Source organism: Crateriforma conspicua, from assembly GCF_007752935.1.
Lineage (GTDB): Bacteria > Planctomycetota > Planctomycetia > Pirellulales > Pirellulaceae > Crateriforma > Crateriforma conspicua.
Genome location: NZ_CP036319.1, coordinates 1,297,940 through 1,318,472, shown reverse-complemented (window position 1 = coordinate 1,318,472; position 20,533 = coordinate 1,297,940). Strand labels below are relative to the sequence as shown.

At 58.9% G+C, this 20,533-nt stretch carries 17 protein-coding genes; 6 read left to right on the top strand and 11 right to left on the bottom strand.

The window, feature by feature from the left end; translation table 11 throughout:
- Positions 1-57 precede the first annotated feature (57 nt).
- Positions 58-1,152, bottom strand: a complete 1,095-nt coding sequence (locus Mal65_RS04805) for an NAD(P)-binding domain-containing protein (protein ID WP_145294224.1) — start codon at positions 1,150-1,152, stop codon at positions 58-60.
- A 674-nt stretch (positions 1,153-1,826) separates the two neighbouring features.
- On the opposite strand from Mal65_RS04805, the gene Mal65_RS04800 reads away from it, so the two are divergent.
- Positions 1,827-4,091, top strand: coding sequence for a DEAD/DEAH box helicase (locus Mal65_RS04800; RefSeq protein ID WP_196784577.1), 2,265 nt, complete (start codon positions 1,827-1,829; stop codon positions 4,089-4,091).
- Positions 4,092-4,096: 5 nt separating this feature from the next.
- Here Mal65_RS04800 and Mal65_RS04795 read toward each other — a convergent pair whose 3' ends face one another.
- Positions 4,097-5,899, bottom strand: coding sequence for an apolipoprotein N-acyltransferase (locus Mal65_RS04795; protein ID WP_145294218.1), 1,803 nt, complete (start codon positions 5,897-5,899; stop codon positions 4,097-4,099).
- Between the two features lie 179 nt (positions 5,900-6,078).
- Between Mal65_RS04795 and Mal65_RS04790 the strand changes: the two genes are divergently transcribed.
- Complete coding sequence (locus Mal65_RS04790) at positions 6,079-8,133, top strand: serine/threonine-protein kinase (protein ID WP_145294215.1); 2,055 nt, start codon at positions 6,079-6,081, stop codon at positions 8,131-8,133.
- Between the two features lie 22 nt (positions 8,134-8,155).
- Here the strand turns inward: Mal65_RS04790 and Mal65_RS04785 are convergent, their stop codons facing one another.
- From Mal65_RS04785 to Mal65_RS04760, 6 genes are all read right to left on the bottom strand, one after another.
- On the bottom strand, positions 8,156-8,662 hold the full coding sequence (locus Mal65_RS04785) for an SET domain-containing protein (RefSeq protein WP_196784576.1): 507 nt from the start codon (positions 8,660-8,662) through the stop codon (positions 8,156-8,158).
- 170 nt (positions 8,663-8,832) lie between these two features.
- Positions 8,833-9,741: a family 16 glycosylhydrolase gene (locus tag Mal65_RS04780; protein WP_196784575.1), complete on the bottom strand. Its 909-nt coding sequence runs from the start codon at positions 9,739-9,741 to the stop codon at positions 8,833-8,835.
- A 124-nt stretch (positions 9,742-9,865) separates the two neighbouring features.
- Complete coding sequence (locus Mal65_RS04775; RefSeq protein WP_145304678.1) at positions 9,866-10,747, bottom strand: thiazole synthase; 882 nt, start codon at positions 10,745-10,747, stop codon at positions 9,866-9,868.
- A complete protein-coding gene (gene thiS, locus Mal65_RS04770; protein WP_145294209.1) occupies positions 10,747-10,950 on the bottom strand; it encodes a sulfur carrier protein ThiS in 204 nt (67 codons plus the stop codon). Before thiS ends, Mal65_RS04775 begins: the two co-directional genes overlap by 1 nt.
- A gap of 168 nt (positions 10,951-11,118) precedes the next feature.
- On the bottom strand, positions 11,119-12,123 hold the full coding sequence (locus Mal65_RS04765) for a sugar phosphate isomerase/epimerase family protein (protein WP_145294206.1): 1,005 nt from the start codon (positions 12,121-12,123) through the stop codon (positions 11,119-11,121).
- 303 nt (positions 12,124-12,426) lie between these two features.
- A complete protein-coding gene (locus tag Mal65_RS04760; RefSeq protein WP_145294203.1) occupies positions 12,427-13,017 on the bottom strand; it encodes a hypothetical protein in 591 nt (196 codons plus the stop codon).
- A gap of 577 nt (positions 13,018-13,594) precedes the next feature.
- Here Mal65_RS04760 and Mal65_RS04755 point away from each other — a divergent pair.
- From Mal65_RS04755 to Mal65_RS04740, 4 genes are all read left to right on the top strand, one after another.
- Complete coding sequence (locus Mal65_RS04755; protein WP_196784842.1) at positions 13,595-14,617, top strand: prenyltransferase/squalene oxidase repeat-containing protein; 1,023 nt, start codon at positions 13,595-13,597, stop codon at positions 14,615-14,617.
- Positions 14,618-14,725: 108 nt separating this feature from the next.
- On the top strand, positions 14,726-15,589 hold the full coding sequence (locus Mal65_RS04750) for a PSP1 domain-containing protein (protein WP_196784574.1): 864 nt from the start codon (positions 14,726-14,728) through the stop codon (positions 15,587-15,589).
- Between the two features lie 102 nt (positions 15,590-15,691).
- A complete protein-coding gene (locus tag Mal65_RS04745) occupies positions 15,692-16,102 on the top strand; it encodes a Minf_1886 family protein (RefSeq protein ID WP_145294198.1) in 411 nt (136 codons plus the stop codon).
- Between the two features lie 49 nt (positions 16,103-16,151).
- Positions 16,152-16,919 (top strand): class I SAM-dependent methyltransferase, encoded by a 768-nt coding sequence (locus tag Mal65_RS04740; RefSeq protein WP_196784573.1) that lies wholly within the window; start codon positions 16,152-16,154, stop codon positions 16,917-16,919.
- Here the strand turns inward: Mal65_RS04740 and Mal65_RS04735 are convergent.
- Genes Mal65_RS04735 through Mal65_RS04725 form a run of 3 tightly spaced genes read right to left on the bottom strand, consistent with a single transcriptional unit; the run spans position 16,911 to position 20,498 of the window.
- Positions 16,911-18,470: a carbon-nitrogen hydrolase family protein gene (locus tag Mal65_RS04735; protein WP_145294192.1), complete on the bottom strand. Its 1,560-nt coding sequence runs from the start codon at positions 18,468-18,470 to the stop codon at positions 16,911-16,913. The genes Mal65_RS04740 and Mal65_RS04735 overlap by 9 nt on opposite strands.
- 34 nt (positions 18,471-18,504) lie before the next feature.
- The gene (locus tag Mal65_RS04730; RefSeq protein ID WP_145294189.1) at positions 18,505-19,269 is read right to left on the bottom strand and encodes an N-formylglutamate amidohydrolase; all 765 of its coding nucleotides are present in this window, start codon (positions 19,267-19,269) and stop codon (positions 18,505-18,507) included.
- Positions 19,266-20,498, bottom strand: a complete 1,233-nt coding sequence (locus Mal65_RS04725; RefSeq protein ID WP_145294186.1) for a carboxylate-amine ligase — start codon at positions 20,496-20,498, stop codon at positions 19,266-19,268. The genes Mal65_RS04730 and Mal65_RS04725 overlap by 4 nt, the downstream gene beginning before the upstream one ends.
- Between the last annotated feature and the right edge of the window lie 35 nt (positions 20,499-20,533).

The following is a 20,533-nucleotide window of genomic DNA, read 5'->3' as shown; positions in this document are numbered from 1 at the left end:
CGTTTGCAACGTGGCGACAGCCACGCTGCATCGATGATCCCAACCGATAGCGATGCGTCAGCTTTCCGGCTGTGCACGGATGATCGAATCGATTGAGGAATCCTGTGACACCGCCACGGATCTTCCGGTGATGTGGCGGACGATCTTGTCGACGTGTTCGTGACAGTTTTCCAAAAAGACCTTGTAGCGACTGGATTGCGTGCCGGCGACCGCCGTCCCGGCCACATACACGCCCGGGACCGAGGTCATCATCGTTTCGGCATCGTAGGCCGGATGGTCGCCCGGATGGACCAATTCGATGCCGATTTCGCGGAACAGCGTTTTGTCTTGCTCGTAGCCGATCAGCGTCAAGACATCATCGGCCGGGACGATTGTCGGCGAAGCCCGATCGATATCGCCGCTTTCGGGGTCGACCGCGGCCAGTTCCACTTGGCTTGAGGTGATCCGGAGTGGGACCGTCGAGTAATGGGCGGTGATGCGGCCGGCACGGATCAGGCCTTCGATTTCTGGACGAAGCCAATACTTGATGCTGGTGCTGGGCAAAGAAGGAGCACGATACGAAAGCGTCACATCGGCACCGACGTGGTACAGCCGCAACGCTGCCTCGATAGCGCTGTTTCGTCCGCCAACGATCAAGACACGACGTCCGAAATATTGATGGACTTCGCGCAGGTAGCCATCAACATGCGGCAGGTCTTCGCCGTCGATCCCCATGCGTCGCGGATGGTCGGTACCGCCGACCGCTAGGACGACTTGACCACATCGGATCTGACGGCCTCCGGCGGGAGTTTGAACCAGCACCGTCAGCCCGTCGCCGTCTCGCTGGACCGATGCGACGCGTTGGCGGCAACGCACATCCAATCCGAATTGCTGAACCACCGCCCGCAAGTAGGTCAGGTACTGTTCCCGGGTGGCCTTGGTTTGATCCGGGGTCAGCAGTGGAACGCCCGCGATCGCGATTCGTTCGTTGCTGCTGAACCAACGGGTCCCCGGTGCCCACCAGGACATCGTTTGCCCGATCACCCCTGCTTCGATCACTTGGGCGTCCAGACCCGCGTAACGGCACGCCACCGCGGTTTCAATTCCAATCGGTCCCCCGCCGACGACCACGACTTGGCAAGACGACGTTGGGCATGGCGGCACGGCATTCAATGCGGGGGTCCTTTTTCGTTGGCCTTCTGGAGTCGTTCGTTGGCCGTTTGGTGAATCGTTGAACTCTGCCAGATTCACAGGCGTTCGGGGGCATTGCCGATATCGGCCGGTGCCCCAAGGTTCGATTGCCGGGTGTTCAATCTGGCACAACCCAGCGAATCGTCAATCGGCGACCGTCACCGCACGCCGGAATTGCCCGAAAGTGGCATCCCCCACGATTTAGCGGCTATCGCAATCGGCGGCGGTCCGATACGGTCTGCGTCGATTCAATTTTACGCACCCGGCCAGACTGGTACGGGTGGTCGCCGCAACACGCGGCGAAGCGACACGACTTCTGATCGTCCGGCGTATTCCAACCGCCGGTCCTGTGCACTTGCCGAACGACGCCGAAACCGGTTTCGCATTCAATATCGGCAGAAAAACCACGAAGTGACGTCGCCGCGAAGGTTGTCGGCGCTGTGCGAATGCCCACAAAAAGGCACCAGCACCACGAAAAACGTCGGGGAAATCCCACGTGACAACCCGGATCGCAATCACCTGAAGTGACGTCCAATAGGCACCGCCGATTGTATCGGCCAAGCCAAGATGTGATGGCATGCCGACGAATCCCGATCGGCCAAGCGTGCTCCCACTGCGTTGCTGTCCATTTTTTCGATCAGAGTATCCATCTCGTTATGACATTCGTTTCCGAAATTTCTCCCACGTCCGACGCCGACACCTCGGAAGTTCAACCCGCCCCAGCAGCGGACAAGCTTGAGAACGAAGCCACGACCGTCGGTGAATCCGCCGTGGTGGAGGGTGCCCCTGTTGATGGCGATGCGTCTGATCAGGCTGTCAGCCCCACCGGGGAACAGCATTCCGGCGACCAGAATCCCGCCAATCAGACTTCCGGCGACCAGGCCATCGGCAACCCGACTTCCGGTGACCGAGATCAGCAGGATCAGGTCGTGAACTCGGGCGAAGCGGCCATGAGCGATGCGACAACAACAACTGATGCCGAATCCAAATCGCAGCCAAGCGAAACGGCCGAAGCGGCCACGCCGGCGTCGCAAGAGGATCCATCGGTTGCACCGGAGCCGGATCAACCGTCCTTCGCCAATCTGGGATTGACCGAAGAAGTTTTGCGTGCGGTCGAAGCCTCGGGTTACCAAAGCCCAACGGAAATCCAAGCAAGGGTCATTCCGGAACTGGCCAGCGGTCGCGACGTGTTGGCTCAATCGCAAACCGGGACCGGCAAGACAGCCGCCTTCGCATTGCCCATCCTCAGCCACGTCGACTTGCACGGTGACACGCCGCAAGCGTTGGTGCTGACGCCGACCCGCGAATTGGCCATCCAAGTGGCTCGCGCGTTTTCGACGTACGCGGGCAAGACCAAGAAGTTTCGCGTGGCGGCGATCTATGGCGGCCAAGATTACGAACCACAGTTGAAACAACTGCGTCGGGGTGCTCACGTCGTGGTGGGCACGCCGGGTCGGGTGATCGATCACGTCAAGCGTGGTTCGCTGAACTTGTCGTCGGTCCGTTGTCTGGTGCTGGATGAAGCGGACGAAATGCTGAACATGGGCTTCTTGGAGGACGTGGAATTCGTTCTGCAGCATTCCCCGGAAGACCAACAAATCGCTTTGTTCTCCGCGACGGTTCCGCCGGCGATTCGCGATATCAGCAAGCACTATCTATCGGATCCGGTCCACATCACCGTTCGCCGTAAACAGGTAACGGCCGAGCAGATCGACCAGAAAGCCATCATCGTTCCGCCTCGTTTGAAACAGGAAGTCTTGCGACGATACCTGGAAGTCGAACCGACCGACGGCGTGATCGTGTTCACCAAGACCAAGGACGCGACGATTGCCTTGGCCGAACGTCTTGGCCACGGCGGCTTTCGTGCGATGGCACTGAACGGAGACATGCCACAAAAAGTTCGCGAACGCACGGTCGCACAACTCAAGGACGGCCAGATCGACATCCTGGTGGCAACCGACGTCGCCGCACGCGGCTTGGACGTCAAACGCATCAGCCACGTGGTCAATTTCGATCTGCCCCATGACAACGAAGCCTACGTGCACCGGATCGGGCGGACCGGACGTGCGGGCCGTGACGGCCACGCGATCTTGCTTGTCACACCGGCACAGCGTGGCAAACTGCGGAGCATCGAAAAAACCACACGCCAGAAAATCGAGATCGCTCAGCCCCCGTCCGCCGAACAACTGAATCAGAAGCGGATCGAAGAATTCAAGGCTTCGGTGAAGGAAACGGTGGAATCCAAAGACCTGGAATTCTTCACCGGTTTGATCGAATCACTGGCGAGTGATTCGGACCTGACGCCACAGACCATTGCCGCCGCACTGGCATTCCAGTCACAGCGTGGACGATCGTTCTTGGCGAAAGACTTGCCGACCGCCCCCGAGAAGAATCGCCAGCCATCGCGGGAACGACATGACCGTGACGACTCGTTCGGCGATGATTCGTCACGACGTTCGGGGCCACCGCGTCGTCTGGGTCCCGTGCGAAAGGGCATGTCGCGGTACCGAATCGAAGTCGGGCGACGCGATCGCGTAAAGCCGGGAAACATCGTCGGTGCGATCGCCAACGAAGGCGGCATTGATGGCCAATTCATTGGCCCGATGTTGATTCACGATACGTTCACCATCCTGGACCTGCCCGAGTCGATGCCGCATGACGTGATGGAAACGCTTCAAAGAACCTGGGTGGCTGGCAAGCAATTGGGTCTGAAAGTCGACACCGGCGGTCCCAACCGCGTTGGCGGCAGCGATCGATCAGGCGAAGATTCGTCCGGACGCCCGCGCTTCAAACGTGGAAAGTTCCAACGGGGGCGCGATGACGACCGCGGCCCCGCCGGAAAACGAGGCCCCCATTCCAAGCGTGGCGCCGGCAAACGCGGGCCAGCCGGCAAGGGCGGTTATTCCAAGAAGCGTCGCTAGACGAATCAGTCTCCCCGACGGCGGCGAACGCGTCCCAGCAATGGCGGCAACACCGCCACCCCCAGCACGCCGAAACCGGCCAACGCCGCCGGTCGGTCACCGATCGTCAGGTAGGCACTGTGGCGATCATCGACCATGGGCCGGGCGACGACATGCCCGGCGCGGCCATGGGGCACGCGGTCGACGATGCGTCCGAAACTGTCGATCCATGCGGTCGGGCCACCGTTGCCGGCCGACAAGACCGGCGTGCGGCAACCAATGGCTACAAACTGGTCGCAACGCAGGTGATGCTGGACGACCGCGGTGTGGTCGAACCATGCGTCATTGGTCACCGTCACAATCGCATCGGGTTTGACGCTTTGGCCGTCCACGATTTCGCGGACGTGGTTGACCGCCACCCGTTCAACCGCGGTTTCGATACAGATGTTTGCCAACAAACGACTCTGTCCGACCGTGAAAGCCTTGGGACCATTGCCAAACGCCAATCCCAAACCGGGCGGTACCCATCCTTTCAGCGCCGGCCACGTGGACAGTATCGGGATGTATTCACCAAACATCACCAAGTGATTCTTTCCATACCAATCCACGTCCAAGGTCGGCGTCAGGTGAACCAGCCCGCTGTAGGCACGGGGCACGCCGTCTTGAATGACCACACCGCAACCACCGATCAAATGCGTCCGCGACTTCGCCGCATTGGCACCAGTGATCGGACCGCCAGAGAACTCCGGTGCAACCGCTGGTGAAGCCCCGCCTGGTGCGGTTGGCATCCAAGCGCGTTGCATATCGTTCGCCCGCAAGGTGAAAGCCTGCTGCCACTCGTCGGCCCAGCGGCGGTACTCATCTTCCGATGCACTGTCATCTTCCGGTGGGGTAAACGGGGTGGCGACTTCCATCCACGGCAGGCCTCCGGAATACATCGATTCCGGCCAAACGACGACGGGCGTGCGTTCGGGGGAATCCGATTCCAACTGCTTTGCCACTTCGATGCACTTCCGCGCGTACGCGTAAAAAATCTCCTTGGGGCGTTCTTCGTCTTGATCGTATTCGGTCTGTTCATCCAGCCCCAATAACGCGACTGACAAATCGCCTTCGCTGGGTTGGTATCGCAATCGCATCTCACCGTACGCAAAACATGCAACGGCCACGACACCGGCCACGACAACACCGGCGGCCGTGCGTGCGTGATCGCGACGATGCACGAACGCTTGGCACAACTGAAAAACGGCCGCCCCCATCATCGCGACCAGTAAACTGACGCCATAGCTTCCGAACGTATCGGCAACCTGAATCAGCCGGGAATAAGGAGCAAAGCTGTGCCCCAACATGCAAGCGGAGATACCGGTCAACAGATAGTTGCGGATCCATTCACAGCCGACCCAGGTCACCGGGACGGCGATGATCCAGGGAATCGACCAATCCCGCATCCGACGGACCACCACGGCAAACACCACGACGTAAACGCCCAGATACCCCGCCAATGCGATCCAGGCGAAATACAACAGTGGATGTGCGTGCCGCAAGCCTTGCAAAGAAACCGCCCAAAATGCGAACGAAGCCAACCACAACCACGCAAGGCGATGGGATCCCCGGCGATCCGCATCGCGGTAACGGATCCACCAGAGCAGCGGCACCAGTGCCAGCGGCGCACACCATCCCCAGGCGACCGGCGGCTGCCCGAGCCATCGGATCAATGCGTATCCCCAAGGCAGGATGGCGAACCACCAAACCATCGGACGGGTTGATTCGTGGTCATCGCGGTGACCGTCGTGTTGATCGTCTGGTTTCGGCCGGTCATTCATGGACGGCATGATAGGAATTCGGCTTTCCCGTTCCAATCGCGGATCGGCCGGTTTCACGCGGGTCTTCCTCAGACTTTCATCCCCCCAATTCGATCGTCGGCCCAGGAGCAATGGGCACGGCGATGCCGCCAAATTCACGCGTCGTTTACAATGACGCGTCTTCTTTCACGATGCCTAAGCGGAGCGACATGAGCTCATTGGAATTTTTAGGGCCTTATCGAGTCGGCGAACTGATCGGCCGCGGCGGCATGGGATCCGTCTATGAGGCGACGCACGAACAGACCCAGGAAAAGGTGGCGGTCAAGCTGATCGCCAGTCACGTCGCCGATGAAATGCGATTCCGCCGCCGCTTTGCCGCCGAAGTCGAAGCTTTGAAACAGTTGCGGCACGAAAACATCGTTCGCCTGATCGGATACGGCGAAGAACAGGGACAGCTGTTTTACGCCATGGAATTGGTGGACGGCGAATCCCTGCGGACGATCATTCGCCGCCAACAGCGTCTGCCTTGGATCCGTGCGGTCGACTTTGCCATCCAGATCTGTAGCGCCCTGAAACATGCCCACGACGTCGGCGTGATCCACCGTGATTTGAAACCGGCCAACTTGCTGGTGGATCGAAACGACAAAATCAAAATGGTGGACTTCGGGATCGCCAAGCTGTTCGGTTTTGGCGAACAAACGATGGCCGGGTCCGTCCTGGGGACCGCCGACTACATGGCCCCCGAACAGGCGGACAGCGGCAGCATCACCATCCGCACCGACCTGTACGCGTTGGGCAGTGTGATTTACGCGATGCTGGTGGGACGCCCGCCGTTTTCCGACAAGAGTTCGACGAAGGTGCTGGAATCATTGCGGCACGAAACGCCGGTATCGCTGCAATCGCTCGATCCCAACCTGCCCGATGACTTGGTGGACTTGGTGGATGAATTGCTGGCCAAAGATCCGGACGACCGCCCGCCGACGGCGCTGAAGGTGGGCAATCGGCTGAAAGCACTTCGCGCGGGGATGCTGCGTGATTCGACTTGGAATGAGCGCGGTGCAGCGACGCAATTGCTGACCGAGTCTGAAGCCAAAGACTTTGTGGCGGCACATCAAGCCAAAGCCGATGTCGATACCAGCCCCGCAGGCACGGCAACCGGCAGCATCGAACCTCCGGGTGCACCGGGGTCGATCAGCGGTGAAGACACGGGCGAACGCCACAAAGACCGCACCGGCGAAAGCCGTTCGCGAAACGACGTCGGCACCAAAGCCAACGACAAAGGCTCTTCACCGGCAAAGGATCCGTCCAATCCAGGCCGGTCGGCCAATGTGACCGTCAACGTTCCGCCGAACCAGGCCACCGAGGTTTCGGACCAGCACGGGGTGGTCCCAGACGATCCCGCCCTTAACGATGCGTCACGCACCCACTTCCAAACCGTCGATGCATCCAAGCGATCTGATGACGGACAAGTGCATCCGGATTCCACCAAACCGACGTGGATCCACGGGTTATCCCTGGTCGGCATGATCGCCATTCTGATCGGCATCGGCGTCTATCTGTTCGGTACGATGCGGACGCCATCGGCCGATGAGCTGTTCGATGAAATCAGTCGGGCCGAATCAGGAAATCGATTGACGTCGGTCGAGCCTCGAATCCGCTATTTTTTGAACACCTACGGTGACGACCCCAGACGAGAACAAGTCGCCACTTGGCAACTGGAAATGGAACTGCAGCAGGTCATGAACCGGCTGGTGTTCAAAGTCAATCACCGCGGCCTGGAACAGTTGGCTCCTCACGAACAAACGTTCTTTCGCGCGATGCAGTTGCGGTCCGATGCACCGGAACAGGCGGGCGAACAAATGTCGCTGTGGCTGACCCTGTTCGCCGGCGCGGACACCGTGCAATCGGATCAGGTGCAACAGATGACGCGGTTGGTTCGTCATGAATTGGCACGTCTGGACGCCGGTGAATCGGTGGAATCATCCGATCCGCGGATCCACGAACTGATGCAACGCATTTACGCCAGCCGACACAAGCGGTCCGAACAGGAACGCAAAGACATGCTGAACGCTTTGATCCGTTTGCACGAAAACGACCCTTGGGCCGCACCCGTGGTCCAGCGTGCACGGGAAGAACTACAGTCAATCGAAACGACCGATGCGGTTCCCACCGCCGTGGACATTCAAATCGGCACCGACACCGAAGTCCAAGACACGGAAGTTCTCCGCATCGACGAATCCGATCCAGAAAAATCGACCGAGTAGTTCCACCGACCATCCGGCGGGATCACTTGCCGGATTCGTCCTTGTTCTTCTTGCCGGGTTTGCGTTTGCCGGTCAGCTTTTCCATCTTTTTGACTTCGGTTTCCCCGACGACCCAGCCGCGACAATTGGGTGCACCACAATTGCATCGTGGAATCCAATCGGCGGCTTCCCACTGATAGTCAAACGTGATTTCCGTGCCCGCTTCGATGTTGCAGAATGCCACGAATCCCATCGTGAACTTCGTGATCTTCATCAGCTCGGTGTTCGGGCTGCAAGAATGGTTCACATAGCACGCCGGGACGCCGGGTTCCAAATACCACTTGTCGTCAAACTCCATGACGTAGGTGGAACCTTCATAGTCCTTCTGATTCAGCAGTTGCCCGCGGACTTCCAAGATCAGTTCGCCGGGCAAAAATTGACGGGCAGCGAAGACACCGCACCCTTTCGAACCGCCACGATCGATCACTTCAATGTCACGATCGTGATACCGACGATACCCGAAGTCGTCTTCGATCTTCTTTTGAAGCATCTCACGACGCTTCTTCGTTAATCCCATTACGATCAACTTGCCGGTCTCGTTTGTCGAATATTGCTGACCAAGTCCATGTGAACCTGGGCAGCATAGAAAACCACGGCAACAAATCAATAGACGGGTCGGCGGAATCGTCGACGCATCGGATCACCGGATGTCCGGCCGCCCTAGCGTTGCGGGGGCTTGGCGACCGATTGGTAAACACGAATCCAATCGACCCAGTAGATCCTCTTGTCCCAATCAGCAAGTTCATCATCGGTGGGTGTGATCCCTTCATCAGAACGCCAATCCTGGTCTTCGACATTGATGATGATGTGCATTGCTTTGCTCAGCCCCGTGCCACCGGTGAATCCGTTCGGGTCGATCATGTCCGGACCAGAAACGGATCGGACCTTTTCGCCGTCGACGTAGTAGTCCAGATTCCATGGATCGATCCAGTGGACGCCGACGCGGTGAAAGTCTTGGCTCCACCGCTGCTTACCGACATGCCAGCTTCCTTCATCGGTGGGCTGGTAATCCTGAAACGGCTTACGCACGAAGACGTGGTGGGACAGATGGATGCGTTGGGCCGTCCATTGCTGGTCGGGCCGATCACTGCCGTAGGCTTCGACGATGTCGATTTCCTGCGTCGAATCACCGCTTAGCATCCAGACATTGGACGCCAGCACCAAGCGATTCAGCTTCACCCTGGCTTCGACAAACAACGGATAGCGGAACGTCTTTCGCGACGAAATCACCCCCGTGTTGATTTTGTCGGTGCCATTACGGACGCTGGCCGCGATCCCCAGTCGGCCACCGGTGACGATGGAATGAGAGCGACTCCAGTGGCTGCGTCCCGGTCCGGTCCAGTGATTGATGAACCAGTCGTCCCACCGATCCGTGAATTCGACAGGCTTGTTGTGGGGCGGCGCGTCGTAGCGAAAGTCGTCCGAAATGGGCAACAACACCCATTCACGCTGCGGGCCCGCATTGGCGGGAATCGGCACGACGTCCCAGTCCGCGGCGTCGGCCCAGCATGCGGTCATTGCCAATGCCACGGCCCAGCCCCAGCCAACCATCGGTCCGAATCGAAGCATTGGATTTCCACGCCGTCATTGATCGCCAACGAAACACCGGGCTGGCCCAAACAACGACGGGACAGCCGCCTTGTTAACAATAAACAAGATGGCCGCCGGGGTCAATTTGCATGACATCGGCCCGCTAGGCCTGCGACCCATAGGGGCGTGTGCTGATGACGCCTTCGGTCGGACTGCTGGCGGTCCCGTACAACTTGCGCGGGATTCGCCCGGCCAGGTACGCTTGGCGTCCCGCAATCGCGGCGTGCTTCATCGCCGAGGCCATCAAGATCGGGTCGCGGGCGTGGGCGATCGCCGTATTCAACAACACCCCATCAGCGCCCAATTCAAATGCATCACTGACATCGCTGGCGGTCCCCACACCGGCGTCGATGATCACCGGGTAATCGGGATCGTCGTCCTTCAGGTATTCCAAGATGATCCGCAAGTTGTTGATGTTCAGCAGACCTTGGCCGCTTCCGATCGGGCTGCCGGCGGGCATCACGCTGGCGGCACCGGCCTGCTTCAGTTTCAACGCGGTCACCGGACAATCGCTGGTGTAACACAACACACTGAAACCATCGTCGACCAGTTCGCGGCACGCAGCCACGGTTTCGATCGGATCGGGCAGCAGTGTCTTGCTGTCGCCCAAGACTTCCAGCTTGACCCAGTCCGCGCCCGGGTTGCCCAGGGTGCGAAGGATTTCGCGTCCCAGCTTGGCGGCGCGGATCGCATCGGCGGCGTTGAAACATCCCGCCGTGTTGGGCAACAGCGTGTAACGATCCCCGTCGATGAAGTCCAAAATGTTGCGACCTTCGCGGTCGTACAGCCGTTCACGCCGCACAGCGACGGTCACACAATCGGCACCGGATGCGGCCAACGAATCCCGCATCTGGTCCATGGTGTCATAACGACCGGTGCCGACGATCAACCGACTGGCCAGCGTATGCTTGCCGACGATCAAGGGCCCGCCGCCATCGGGATCCGGATCATTGCGGACGTCATCGGGTGTTGTCACAGTTGCCATCATCCACCTCCCACCAGCGTGACGACTTCGACGCGGTCGCCGTCGTTCACGACGTGGTTGTCATAGTCTTCGCGAGGGACGACTTCTTCGTTGACTTCCACCGCCAGATAGTTCGGCGGGACGTCGACGGTGTTCAACAGCTGGCGAACCGACATCGCCTTTTCGACGGTCGTGGGTTCGCCGTTGACGGTCAAATGAATCATGGTCCGCTGCTTTGTCGCCCGATCGTTTGGGTCATACACAAACGTGATCCGCGGTGCGTGGCGGTCCACCATCGCACCGGTGATCGTTACCCGTTCAATCGTAGCGAGGCCGGTGAAAAGGGAACATTCCCCGCACAGGTCCACCGGCCTGAGCTAAATCGTCGCGGATCAGGCCGTGGCTTCGTCGAAAGCCGAATCGAACGCACGATTGCTGGGCGAAAAGTCCAGCTTCTTGGTGAATTCGCAGGCTTCGCGGGCGCCGAAGGTCCGTTCCATGCCGCTGTCTTCCCATTCGATCGACAGCGGGCCTTGGTAATTGATGTCGTTCAAAGCGCGAATGATTTCTTCGAAATTCACACCGCCTCGGCCAGGGCTGCGGAAATCCCATCCACGACGTGAATCACCAAAGTTCAGGTGGCTGGTCAGGATTCCGCTGCGTCCGTCCAAGGTGACCAGCGCGTCTTTGATGTGCACGTGATAGATGCGATCGGGGAACGTGCGGATGAACTGCACGGGATCGACGCCTTGCCAGATCAGGTGGCTGGGGTCGAAGTTGAAACCGAATTCCGGCCGATGATCCAGTGCTTCCAAAGCCCGCTGAGCGGTATAGATGTCAAACGCGATTTCGGTCGGGTGGACTTCCAAAGCGAAGCGAACACCGCATTCGCCGAACACGTCCAAGATCGGATTGAACCGCTCGGCCAACAGATCAAACCCGGCGTCAATCATCGACGGCGGGACCGGCGGAAAACTGTACAGCAAGTGCCAAATGCTGCTGCCGGTGAACCCGTTGACGACTTCGACACCGAACTTTTGTGCCGCCCGCGCGGTGTTGGCCAATTCCTCCGCCGCACGTGCGTTGACGGCGGCCGGATCGCCATCGCCCCAAACGTAGTCGGGCAAAATCGCCTGGTGTCGCTCGTCGATGTTGTCCAAGACGGCTTGGCCGACCAAGTGGGCACTGATCGCGTGACACTGCAATCCTGCGTCGTCCAACAGCGATCGCTTGTTGTCGCAATAGTCGTCTTCGGCCAACGCCTTGTCGACTTCGAAGTGGTCTCCCCAGCACGCCAATTCGATTCCGTCGTATCCGAAATCGGCGGTCATGCGGGCCATTTCACTGATGGGCAAATCGGCCCACTGTCCGGTGAATAAAGTGACGGGGCGAGGCATGGTTGCGAATAACTCCGAAAGAGGCGGTCGACGTTTCAGGAACGATGAATGCAAAAAATCACCTCGCACCGATACGTGCTTGGCGGCCCGAGGAGTGCCGACGCGATCATCGGCCAAAGCAGACCGACGCGATGGCGGCACGGGGCGGCTAAGATTGTCGCGGCTGGGTGGGACGGTGGCAACGGGTGCGATGTTTTGCCTTACCGCACTCGCCCGGGCGTCCTAGCGGACGTTGCCCCCGAGCAGAATGCCGAACGCACCCGGGAGACCAACACCGCTTGGGGCGGTCCAAACCGCCACCGGTCACCGCGATCGGCCGAAGTGCCCCAGCGCGAACGCCACCCGACGTGCGGCGGCGGCACAGGAGCGATCGCCCGCTGTCTGAAATGTTGGCGACAAGGCCGCGTCGATCGTCGGTTGCGGTGATGTCACAGCAGCAGCCATCGCGGCCTGGCGGGTCATCGAATCGACACGCCGCTCACGACGATCCAATTCCGCCTGACGCACGTTCAGATCGGCTTCGCGGGCGTCCAGTCGGTCGGCCCAAGCCTGCAATCGCGTCACCAAGTCGGTCGCGTGCAACCGCAGGGCGTCCTCGGCGGTCAAACGTGGCCCGTCACCGGCAACGTGCCGATCAGCATCAATGAAGGCCCCATCATCGATCGAAACGTCGTCATCGATCGACCGCTGCGTCGACTCGATCCGTCCCGGGCCGGCGTCCCCAAGGCCCCAATCCGACAACGCGATGTCGGACAAATCGCCTGGTCGCGATTGATCGCTTCCGGCAGACTTTCGGGCCTGCCCGTCTGGCAATGCATCCGCCACATGCGGACCATCGATCCGCCAATGTGTCCCCGGGACAGCCCCCGGGCGTTGCCCATCGTTCGCGTTCACCGGTCCCGCGTCGTTTGGCCCCGCTTCGTCTGGCCCCGCTTCGTCTGGCCCAGCGTTCGCCTGGGAATCCCGATGCGGGCCCCGGCGATCACTGGTGCGATTGGACGATGAAGACCGTGACATGAATGCATTCCGACCGAATCGATGAACACAAAAACTGGGAAATGCCGGCAGACCCCGAATCGTTGGGCTGCACCGCCGACCGGACAACGCCTGTTCATCTGGTCGATCGGCCATAGGCACGTGGGTTGCTAAACAGTGGACTGATGAACCGCTAAAATGCGCGACTTTGCCCAGCGGTCTTGACGTTTGAAACAGTCGTGAACTTCAACGCCTGTGACGTTTTCAACCATCCACTGTCGAAAGACGGGAGCCTTCGTTCATGCACCACGCCGATTCCGTTTCCGCAACGCCGTCGATCGCCCAGCCGCCACGTCGCCAGACGCCGTCGATTTGGTGCAACCGTCTGGGTCGGATCGCCGCAATTTTCGCCATCGTGACGGTTATTCCGCCGGCGACGACGCTGCGTGCCGATCCTGCCGACCGATCGGCCGATTTGCAGCAGCGAATTGACCAGATGGCCAACCGTGGCATCGAATTTTTGCGCGCACGCGGCCAGGCCGACGACGGTTCGTTCAGCGGCGAAACGGGAGCCGCGGTCACGGCGCTGGCCGTCCGAGCGATCTTGGAACATCGCGGCACCGCGGGCACCAACGATCCGGTCGTTCGCAAAGCGCTGAAGTACTTGGAAGACATGGTCCAGCCCGATGGCGGCATCTATCGCAAAGGTTCGCTGCACCGAAATTACGAAACATCCACAGCGGTGATGGCGTTGGTCAAGGCGTCCGAAGATCCCAACATCGGCGATCGATACAACAGCCAACTGCAACGCGCCGAAGCCTTCTTGAAAGACATCCAGTGGGACCAGGGCGAAGGCACCGAATCGGACGACACGGCGTACGGCGGTGCAGGCTACGGCAGCCATTCGCGTCCCGACTTGTCCAACACGGCATTCTTGATCGAAGCATTGCGGGAACTGGACAACGGCCCCGACGACGAGAGCATTCGCAAAGCGTTGACCTTTGTTTTACGGACGCAAAACCTGGACGGCCAAGGCAACAACACCGAATTTGCCGACAAGATCGGTGACGGCGGCTTCTATTACACACCGGCCGCCGGCGGACAAAGCAAGGCCGGCGAAACCGACGGCGGCGGGCTGCGCAGTTACGGGTCGATGACCTACGCAGGCTTGAAAAGCATGATCTACGCCGGGCTGACACGTGACGACCCGCGTGTGGTCGCCGCAATGAATTTCATTCGTGACAACTATACGCTGGATCACAATCCCGGCATGGGGGCCCAGGGTCTGTACTATTACTACCACACCTTTGCCAAAGCCCTGGCGGCGGCCGGCGTGGAAGTGTTGGACGACGCCGAAGGCAAACCCCATGACTGGCGTGCCGAATTGGTCAACCAGTTGGAATCCAGCCAGCAGGCCGACGGATCTTGGGTCAACGACCAAAGCGAACGCTGGATGGAGGGCGACCGACAACTGGTCACCGCCTATGTTTTACTGGCATTGGCCGAAGCCAAGCGTTAAAACGCAACGCCGACGCGCTGGCCGCCTCAGCAAGACGGCCCACCGATGCCGTCTTGCCGCTGATTGGCCGCGCCGGCCGATTCGCCCGCTGCCCCACACTGCACGCGCATGCCCACACCCCCGCCGCCATCGCCCCCCAACGATCCACCGCCGGGTGAATCATCCGCGCCGCTGGAATACGTCGTGCGATACGGCACGATGCGAACGCTGGGGGTGATGACCGCCAAGACCACGTTCGGATATGGCGACGATGTGATCGTGCGAACCGATCGGGGGACCGAATCGGGTACCGTGCTGTGCCAGGCGACGCCGGTCGCAATCGCGGCAATGCAGGAATCAACGCAGGGGCGAATTTTGCGGCTGCAAGACGTCGACGACCGCAAACAACTGGCCTATCTGAAAACGCTGACCGATGCCGCCATGGCCACGTGCCAACGGTGCGTCGACGCACTGGACCTGCAGATGGAATTGGTCGACGTCGAACAAATTTTGGGCGGCGAACGTGTCGTGGTCTACTTCATCGCACCACAGCGAGTCGACTTTCGGCAGCTGGTCCGCGACCTGGCGAAAGAATTCCAGACGCGGATCGAAATGCGGCAAATCGGTGTCCGAGACGAAGCAAAGATCTTGGCCGACTATGGCGATTGCGGACGTCCGATCTGCTGTGCCAACCATCTGACCAAGATGCCGCCGGTGTCGATGAAGATGGCCAAGCTGCAAAAAGCAACGCTGGACCCGAACAAAATTTCCGGCCGCTGTGGCCGTCTAAAGTGCTGCCTGCGCTACGAATTCGAAACCTATCAATCCCTGGCCGATGCGTTGCCGCCGGTCGGCAGCCAGGTGGTCACCCGCGACGGTACCATGGTGGTATTGAACCAGGAAATCCTGAGCGGGCAGTTGTTGGTCAGCACCGAAGACCGCCGACGTATCCTGATCAACGCCAGCGACGTGTTGACGGTTCAGCAAAAATAGGGAATTCCCCCCTCCGCCCGCGGTGCCAGAAACGCTAACGTGGGTCGCCACCGACGGTAAATCGCCGTCGCCCATCATTCACCCGCCGGATCCCGCACGATCATGACTTCGCCACTGCAAGCGATGCGCAAGCTGTTAAAGGATGATCCACGTTTCAAACTGGAAGCCTATCAGTTCATCCGCGAATCCTTGCAGTACGCCCATGAACACGCCGACCAGATCCGGATCGGCGACATGCCCACCGACGCCGACGACGTCCGCCATCTGACCGGCCAACAGCTTTGCGAAGCCTGTCGACTGTACTCGCTGGAACAATACGGCTACTTGGCCAAAATCGTTTTAAACAGCTGGGGCGTCTACACCACCAGTGATCTTGGCGAAGTCGTCTACAATCTGATCCGCATCGAACAGATGCGGAAAAGCGATACCGACCGGCGGGAAGATTTTGATGACGTGTATGACTTTGACGAAGCGTTCCAGCCGGTCTTCGAATTGGCATCCTCGGAAGAATAGCCGGCCGCGCATTCTCTTGGTCACCGCGTGGCTGTTCACCGCATCCCTGATGCCGGCGTCCACCCATTTGTGCGTCGCACAAGACGCACTGTTGTCTGAATCACCATCCGCATCCGATACGTCCGATGCCCCGCCCAAGGAATCCGCCCGCCGGGTTTATTTGGATCGCATCGTCGCCCAGCCGATGTCCCATCGTGGTGCGTCTTGGCTGATCCGTCCCGAACGTGAAGAAGAAGAAAGCGTCCGCGAAGGATTCGACCAACTTCAATTGCGACCCGGCATGGTGGTGTGCGACCTGGGTTGCGGCAACGGTTTTTGGACCTTGCCGATGGCCCGCGATGTTGCTCCCGACGGACGTGTGCTGGCCGTCGACATCCAACCGCAGATGCTGCAAAAGTTGGCCGCTCGTTCACGACGCGCCGACGTCGATAACGTCCAACCGATCCTGGGCCGCATCAACGATCCCAAACTTCCAGCCGGGCAAGTCGACTTGCTATTGATGGTCGACGTCTATCACGAATTCTCACATCCCGAATCAATGCTGTGGTCGATTCGGCGAAGCCTGAAGCCCAAAGGCGTCGTCGCGTTGTTCGAATATCGTGCGGAAGACCCGACGGTTCCAATCAAACCGCTTCACAAAATGTCCAAGCGGCAAATCATCCGTGAATACAACGCCAACGGGCTGAAGTTGGTCCGTGAATACAACCAACTTCCCTGGCAACACTTGATGTTCTTCGCGCGGGACGACAGCCCACTACCGGAAATCGATCCGGTCGCGACCAAAGATGTCTTGGAACAGATAAAAGCGTCAGGCTGATCCATCGCCGGGGGTCCGCACCACGACGTCATACAGATCGGTTCGACGATCGTTCCAGTTGCGAACCGTCCCACCGATTCGATGGCGACGCAACAGTTCTAAATCCACATCGTGGATGATCACCGTTTCAATGTTCTCGTTCGCTTGGGCACCGATCCCGTCTCGCGCGAAGGTGACGTCACACGGAGTCAGAATCGCCGATTGCGCATAGTGGATGTCGGCATTTTCGACAAACGGCAGGTTGCCCGTACAACCGGCGATGGCGACGAAGACTTCGTTCTCGATACAGCGTGCCGCCGCACACTGCCGGACTCGCAGGTATCCGCTGCGGGTGTCGGTATTGAACGGGACAAAGATCAAGTTGGCACCTTGATCGGCCGCGATTCGCCCCAATTCCGGAAACTCACAGTCGTAACAAATCTGGATCGACACCTTGCCGCAATCGGTATCAAAGACGCCAAGTTCGTTCCCCGCTTCGACGCCCCACCAACGTTGTTCGGACGGCGTGATGTGCAACTTGTATTGCTTGTCAATCTTGCCGTCGCGGTGACACAAGAACGCGACGTTGTAAAGGTGTTCGTCTTCCAACACTAAATGCGAACCGGGAATCAAGTTCACGTCATAAGACACGGCCAAGTCCGCGAACAGTTCCAACAACTGCGGCGTGAATTCGGCCAGCCGTCTGGCGCCTTCGCCCGGTCGCATGTTGGGAAGCGTGGAAAGTAATTGGACCGAAAACAGTTCGGGGAACAAGACAAAGTCACACTTGTAGTCGCCCGCGACATCCACAAAGTAGCGAACCTGTTTGGCGATGTCATCAAAGCTGTCGATCGCACGCATTTCATACTGAACCGCGCCGATGCGAACCGAATCGACGATCCGGCGAAGCACCCGTTTTGATTTGGGCACGTAGTTCAGATTTCGCCATTCCAAATAGGTTGCATAACCACAACTTTCCTTGTCCGACGGTAAGTAGTTGGGGATCAATCCCTGTAAGGAAAACCCGTTGGCGATTTGGGCCGTCAACACCGGATCATAGATCGCCTTTTTCATCACCCGGTCGACGTATTCACTGGCCTTCATCTTGTCGGCACACAAGTGATACCCCGGCAACCGTCCGCCGACGATCATCCGTTGGATGTTGTTTGCAACGCAGTATTCTTTACGTGCGTCATACAAACGCCGCGACAACCGCATGCCACGGTATTGCGGGTCGACCATGATTTCGATCCCGTACAACACATCACCGTCGCGTTGATGGTTTCGAATGTAGCCGCCGTCGGCCGACTTTTTCCAATCGTGCCATTCCAGGTTATCGTCGTATCGCAGACGCAGACTGGACGATGACGCGACCACTTTCCCGTCGATTTCAATCACGACTTGGCCTTCAGGAAACATGGCCAACTGCGATTCAATCTGGTCGCGTCCCCATGGATGCATGTTCGGAAAGCATGCGCACTGCATCGCCACCAGACGATCGTAGTCCTGGATCTGCATCGGACGAACGATCAACTGGGTTTCATATTCGTTCAGGTCAATCGAATCGGTCATTTTCTTTCCGGGCGATGAAATGATCACGTTGCATTCAGTGGGGCTGTGTTGATACCGCGACGGGCGGCGTTGCTCCAGCCCAGGGCATTGATGGGATTGCGCGCAGGCTGTCCGCCAAACTTCGCACGATCGACAAGAACCGCGAAGCGTTGTGTTTGAAAAAGCGGTGGTTGATCTCGATTTCAACACCCGCGTACTGCGGAGACGAATCAAGTTGACGCAGACAGGTGGTGAACCCGTCGTCGATTCCGCGATAGGGCTGATTCATGCGGACACACAGTTGCCTCTGCTGCCGACGGAAACGTCTCGCCCAGTCTTGGCACAACTGACGTTCCGCTTCACGCTTCGGATCGTATAACAGACCGACATCCACTTGTCGGTGTTTTCCACGGTATCGCGGCGTGAACGTGTGGACCGACAGATGCAAGACCGGACAACCTTTGGGTTGATCGACGATCCATTGACGGACCTGTTGGCGATACGGCTCGTAATAGTCGGCGACGACGCGTTCTTTAATCGCCGGGTCCAAACCAACGGTGTACTTTGAGAACAACTCCTGGTGGCCCAAGGACCGATTCAAATCGATCAACAGCCGCGACTGCTGACCGACGATCCGGTGACACTTCAACCGCCCGGCTAGTTCACGTGATGCTTCATCCGCGCCGGGATCGTACCCGCGATGGCTTCTCAAATCGGCCCGGGCTCCCGGTGAATCTAACCATCGGAAAAATTCCGGCGGCACTCGATTCGTCGCATGTTCGCAAGTGACCAAAATCTTCACCACGGCGGGGCCCGTCATGGCTGGAATGGTTCCCAGCGGTCCAGACAATCGGCCACCTGTTCGTAGACGTTTTGCAGGTTTGCCGGATCGGCATCGCCGTCGATCGCCGCCCGGATTCGGGTCGACAGTGTTCCATCACGCAGAATGATCTCCAGCGGTGCAAACAGATTGTCCACCATCGAATCTTCCCGTCGCGCGACCCCCAACAAGTGCTTCCACAGATCCGACACACGAATACTGGGGGCATCGATCGCAAAGCACCTCAGATACTCCGGCGCATCGATGACGGCCATTTCCGCATCGACCGTCACTCGGTCCAAAACGGACCGCAACCGTGACGTGGCCACCTGTTCCTGTTCCTCCAAACTGCTCCACTTCTCGTCCACCAACAACCGCAGCACCGCGATGATCGCTGCGCAAACAGCGACGTCCGCACCCGGATACTCTTGCACGTCCATGACACGAATCTCGATGGACCCGCGGTCGAATCGTGCGATTGCTCCGCGAGCATTCAAGAACTGCGGATCCATCACCGACGCCGACTTGGATTTGGAGACCGCTTCGCGTATTGGCCGGAAAATCATTTGTTCATATTCAGCCTCACTGCGAACCGTTTCCGGCACCACCGAACCAGTCAAAGCGGGCATCAGATCGCAATGGCGACAGTACTGTTGCATTCGATTGTCGGCGATCCCGGTGTCTTGGCCGCCGATGATCGGTGAACTAGCGGTCAAGGCTGACAGAACGGGAATCACCAACCGGACCGCCGCGTGAAGTCGCCGGAATTGCTCATCGCCGTCGAAGGGCACGTTCAAATGCACGCTCTGGACGTTGCCCCATCCGTGAGACCGGCATCCAAAGATCTGGTCATACCCTTGGTAGATCTCGTAGCAGTCGTGTGGCCACAGGACGACGTCACGACGCGGGTCCATCCAAGGGTGCATCGCCGTAGGCAGCAGTCGCAAATGGCATCGTTCCAGCACTTCACGGATCTCGATGATCGCCTGCTCAAACTGTCCCGCCAGCGTTGCCAAGCGTTTGTTCGGCGTACCGACTTTCAGTTCCAGCACGTGCATCGCCAATTCGTTGGACCAAGTCACTGGGCCACGCTTAACATCACCCGTGATTTGTCCACCGTTCAACATTCCCAACACGGTGTCGGCCATCGGGCGAACATCCAGTGTTGAAGCATCCACCAACATGTATTCCAGCTCGATGCCATAGGCTTCGAAGAATTGTAGCGTCATAGAAGAAGTTGAAAGAGAAGATTGATGTTTTCGGA

Excerpts from the sequence above, each read along its gene's own strand:
- thiS (WP_145294209.1), bottom strand. The coding sequence starts at position 10,950 with ATGATTCATTTGACCGTCAACGGCGAACCCACGACCGTCGAAAAGGCG.
- Mal65_RS04790 (WP_145294215.1), top strand. The coding sequence starts at position 6,079 with ATGAGCTCATTGGAATTTTTAGGGCCTTATCGAGTCGGCGAACTGATC.
- Mal65_RS04795 (WP_145294218.1), bottom strand. The coding sequence starts at position 5,899 with ATGCCGTCCATGAATGACCGGCCGAAACCAGACGATCAACACGACGGT.
- Mal65_RS04780 (WP_196784575.1), bottom strand. The coding sequence starts at position 9,741 with ATGCTTCGATTCGGACCGATGGTTGGCTGGGGCTGGGCCGTGGCATTG.
- Mal65_RS04730 (WP_145294189.1), bottom strand. The coding sequence starts at position 19,269 with ATGACGGGCCCCGCCGTGGTGAAGATTTTGGTCACTTGCGAACATGCG.
- Mal65_RS04755 (WP_196784842.1), top strand. The coding sequence starts at position 13,595 with ATGGCCAACCGTGGCATCGAATTTTTGCGCGCACGCGGCCAGGCCGAC.
- Mal65_RS04735 (WP_145294192.1), bottom strand. The coding sequence starts at position 18,470 with ATGACCGATTCGATTGACCTGAACGAATATGAAACCCAGTTGATCGTT.
- Mal65_RS04775 (WP_145304678.1), bottom strand. The coding sequence starts at position 10,747 with ATGGCAACTGTGACAACACCCGATGACGTCCGCAATGATCCGGATCCC.
- Mal65_RS04800 (WP_196784577.1), top strand. The coding sequence starts at position 1,827 with ATGACATTCGTTTCCGAAATTTCTCCCACGTCCGACGCCGACACCTCG.
- Mal65_RS04750 (WP_196784574.1), top strand. The coding sequence starts at position 14,726 with ATGCCCACACCCCCGCCGCCATCGCCCCCCAACGATCCACCGCCGGGT.
- Mal65_RS04740 (WP_196784573.1), top strand. The coding sequence starts at position 16,152 with ATGCCGGCGTCCACCCATTTGTGCGTCGCACAAGACGCACTGTTGTCT.
- Mal65_RS04785 (WP_196784576.1), bottom strand. The coding sequence starts at position 8,662 with ATGCTTCAAAAGAAGATCGAAGACGACTTCGGGTATCGTCGGTATCAC.
- Mal65_RS04745 (WP_145294198.1), top strand. The coding sequence starts at position 15,692 with ATGACTTCGCCACTGCAAGCGATGCGCAAGCTGTTAAAGGATGATCCA.
- Mal65_RS04765 (WP_145294206.1), bottom strand. The coding sequence starts at position 12,123 with ATGCCTCGCCCCGTCACTTTATTCACCGGACAGTGGGCCGATTTGCCC.
- Mal65_RS04725 (WP_145294186.1), bottom strand. The coding sequence starts at position 20,498 with ATGACGCTACAATTCTTCGAAGCCTATGGCATCGAGCTGGAATACATG.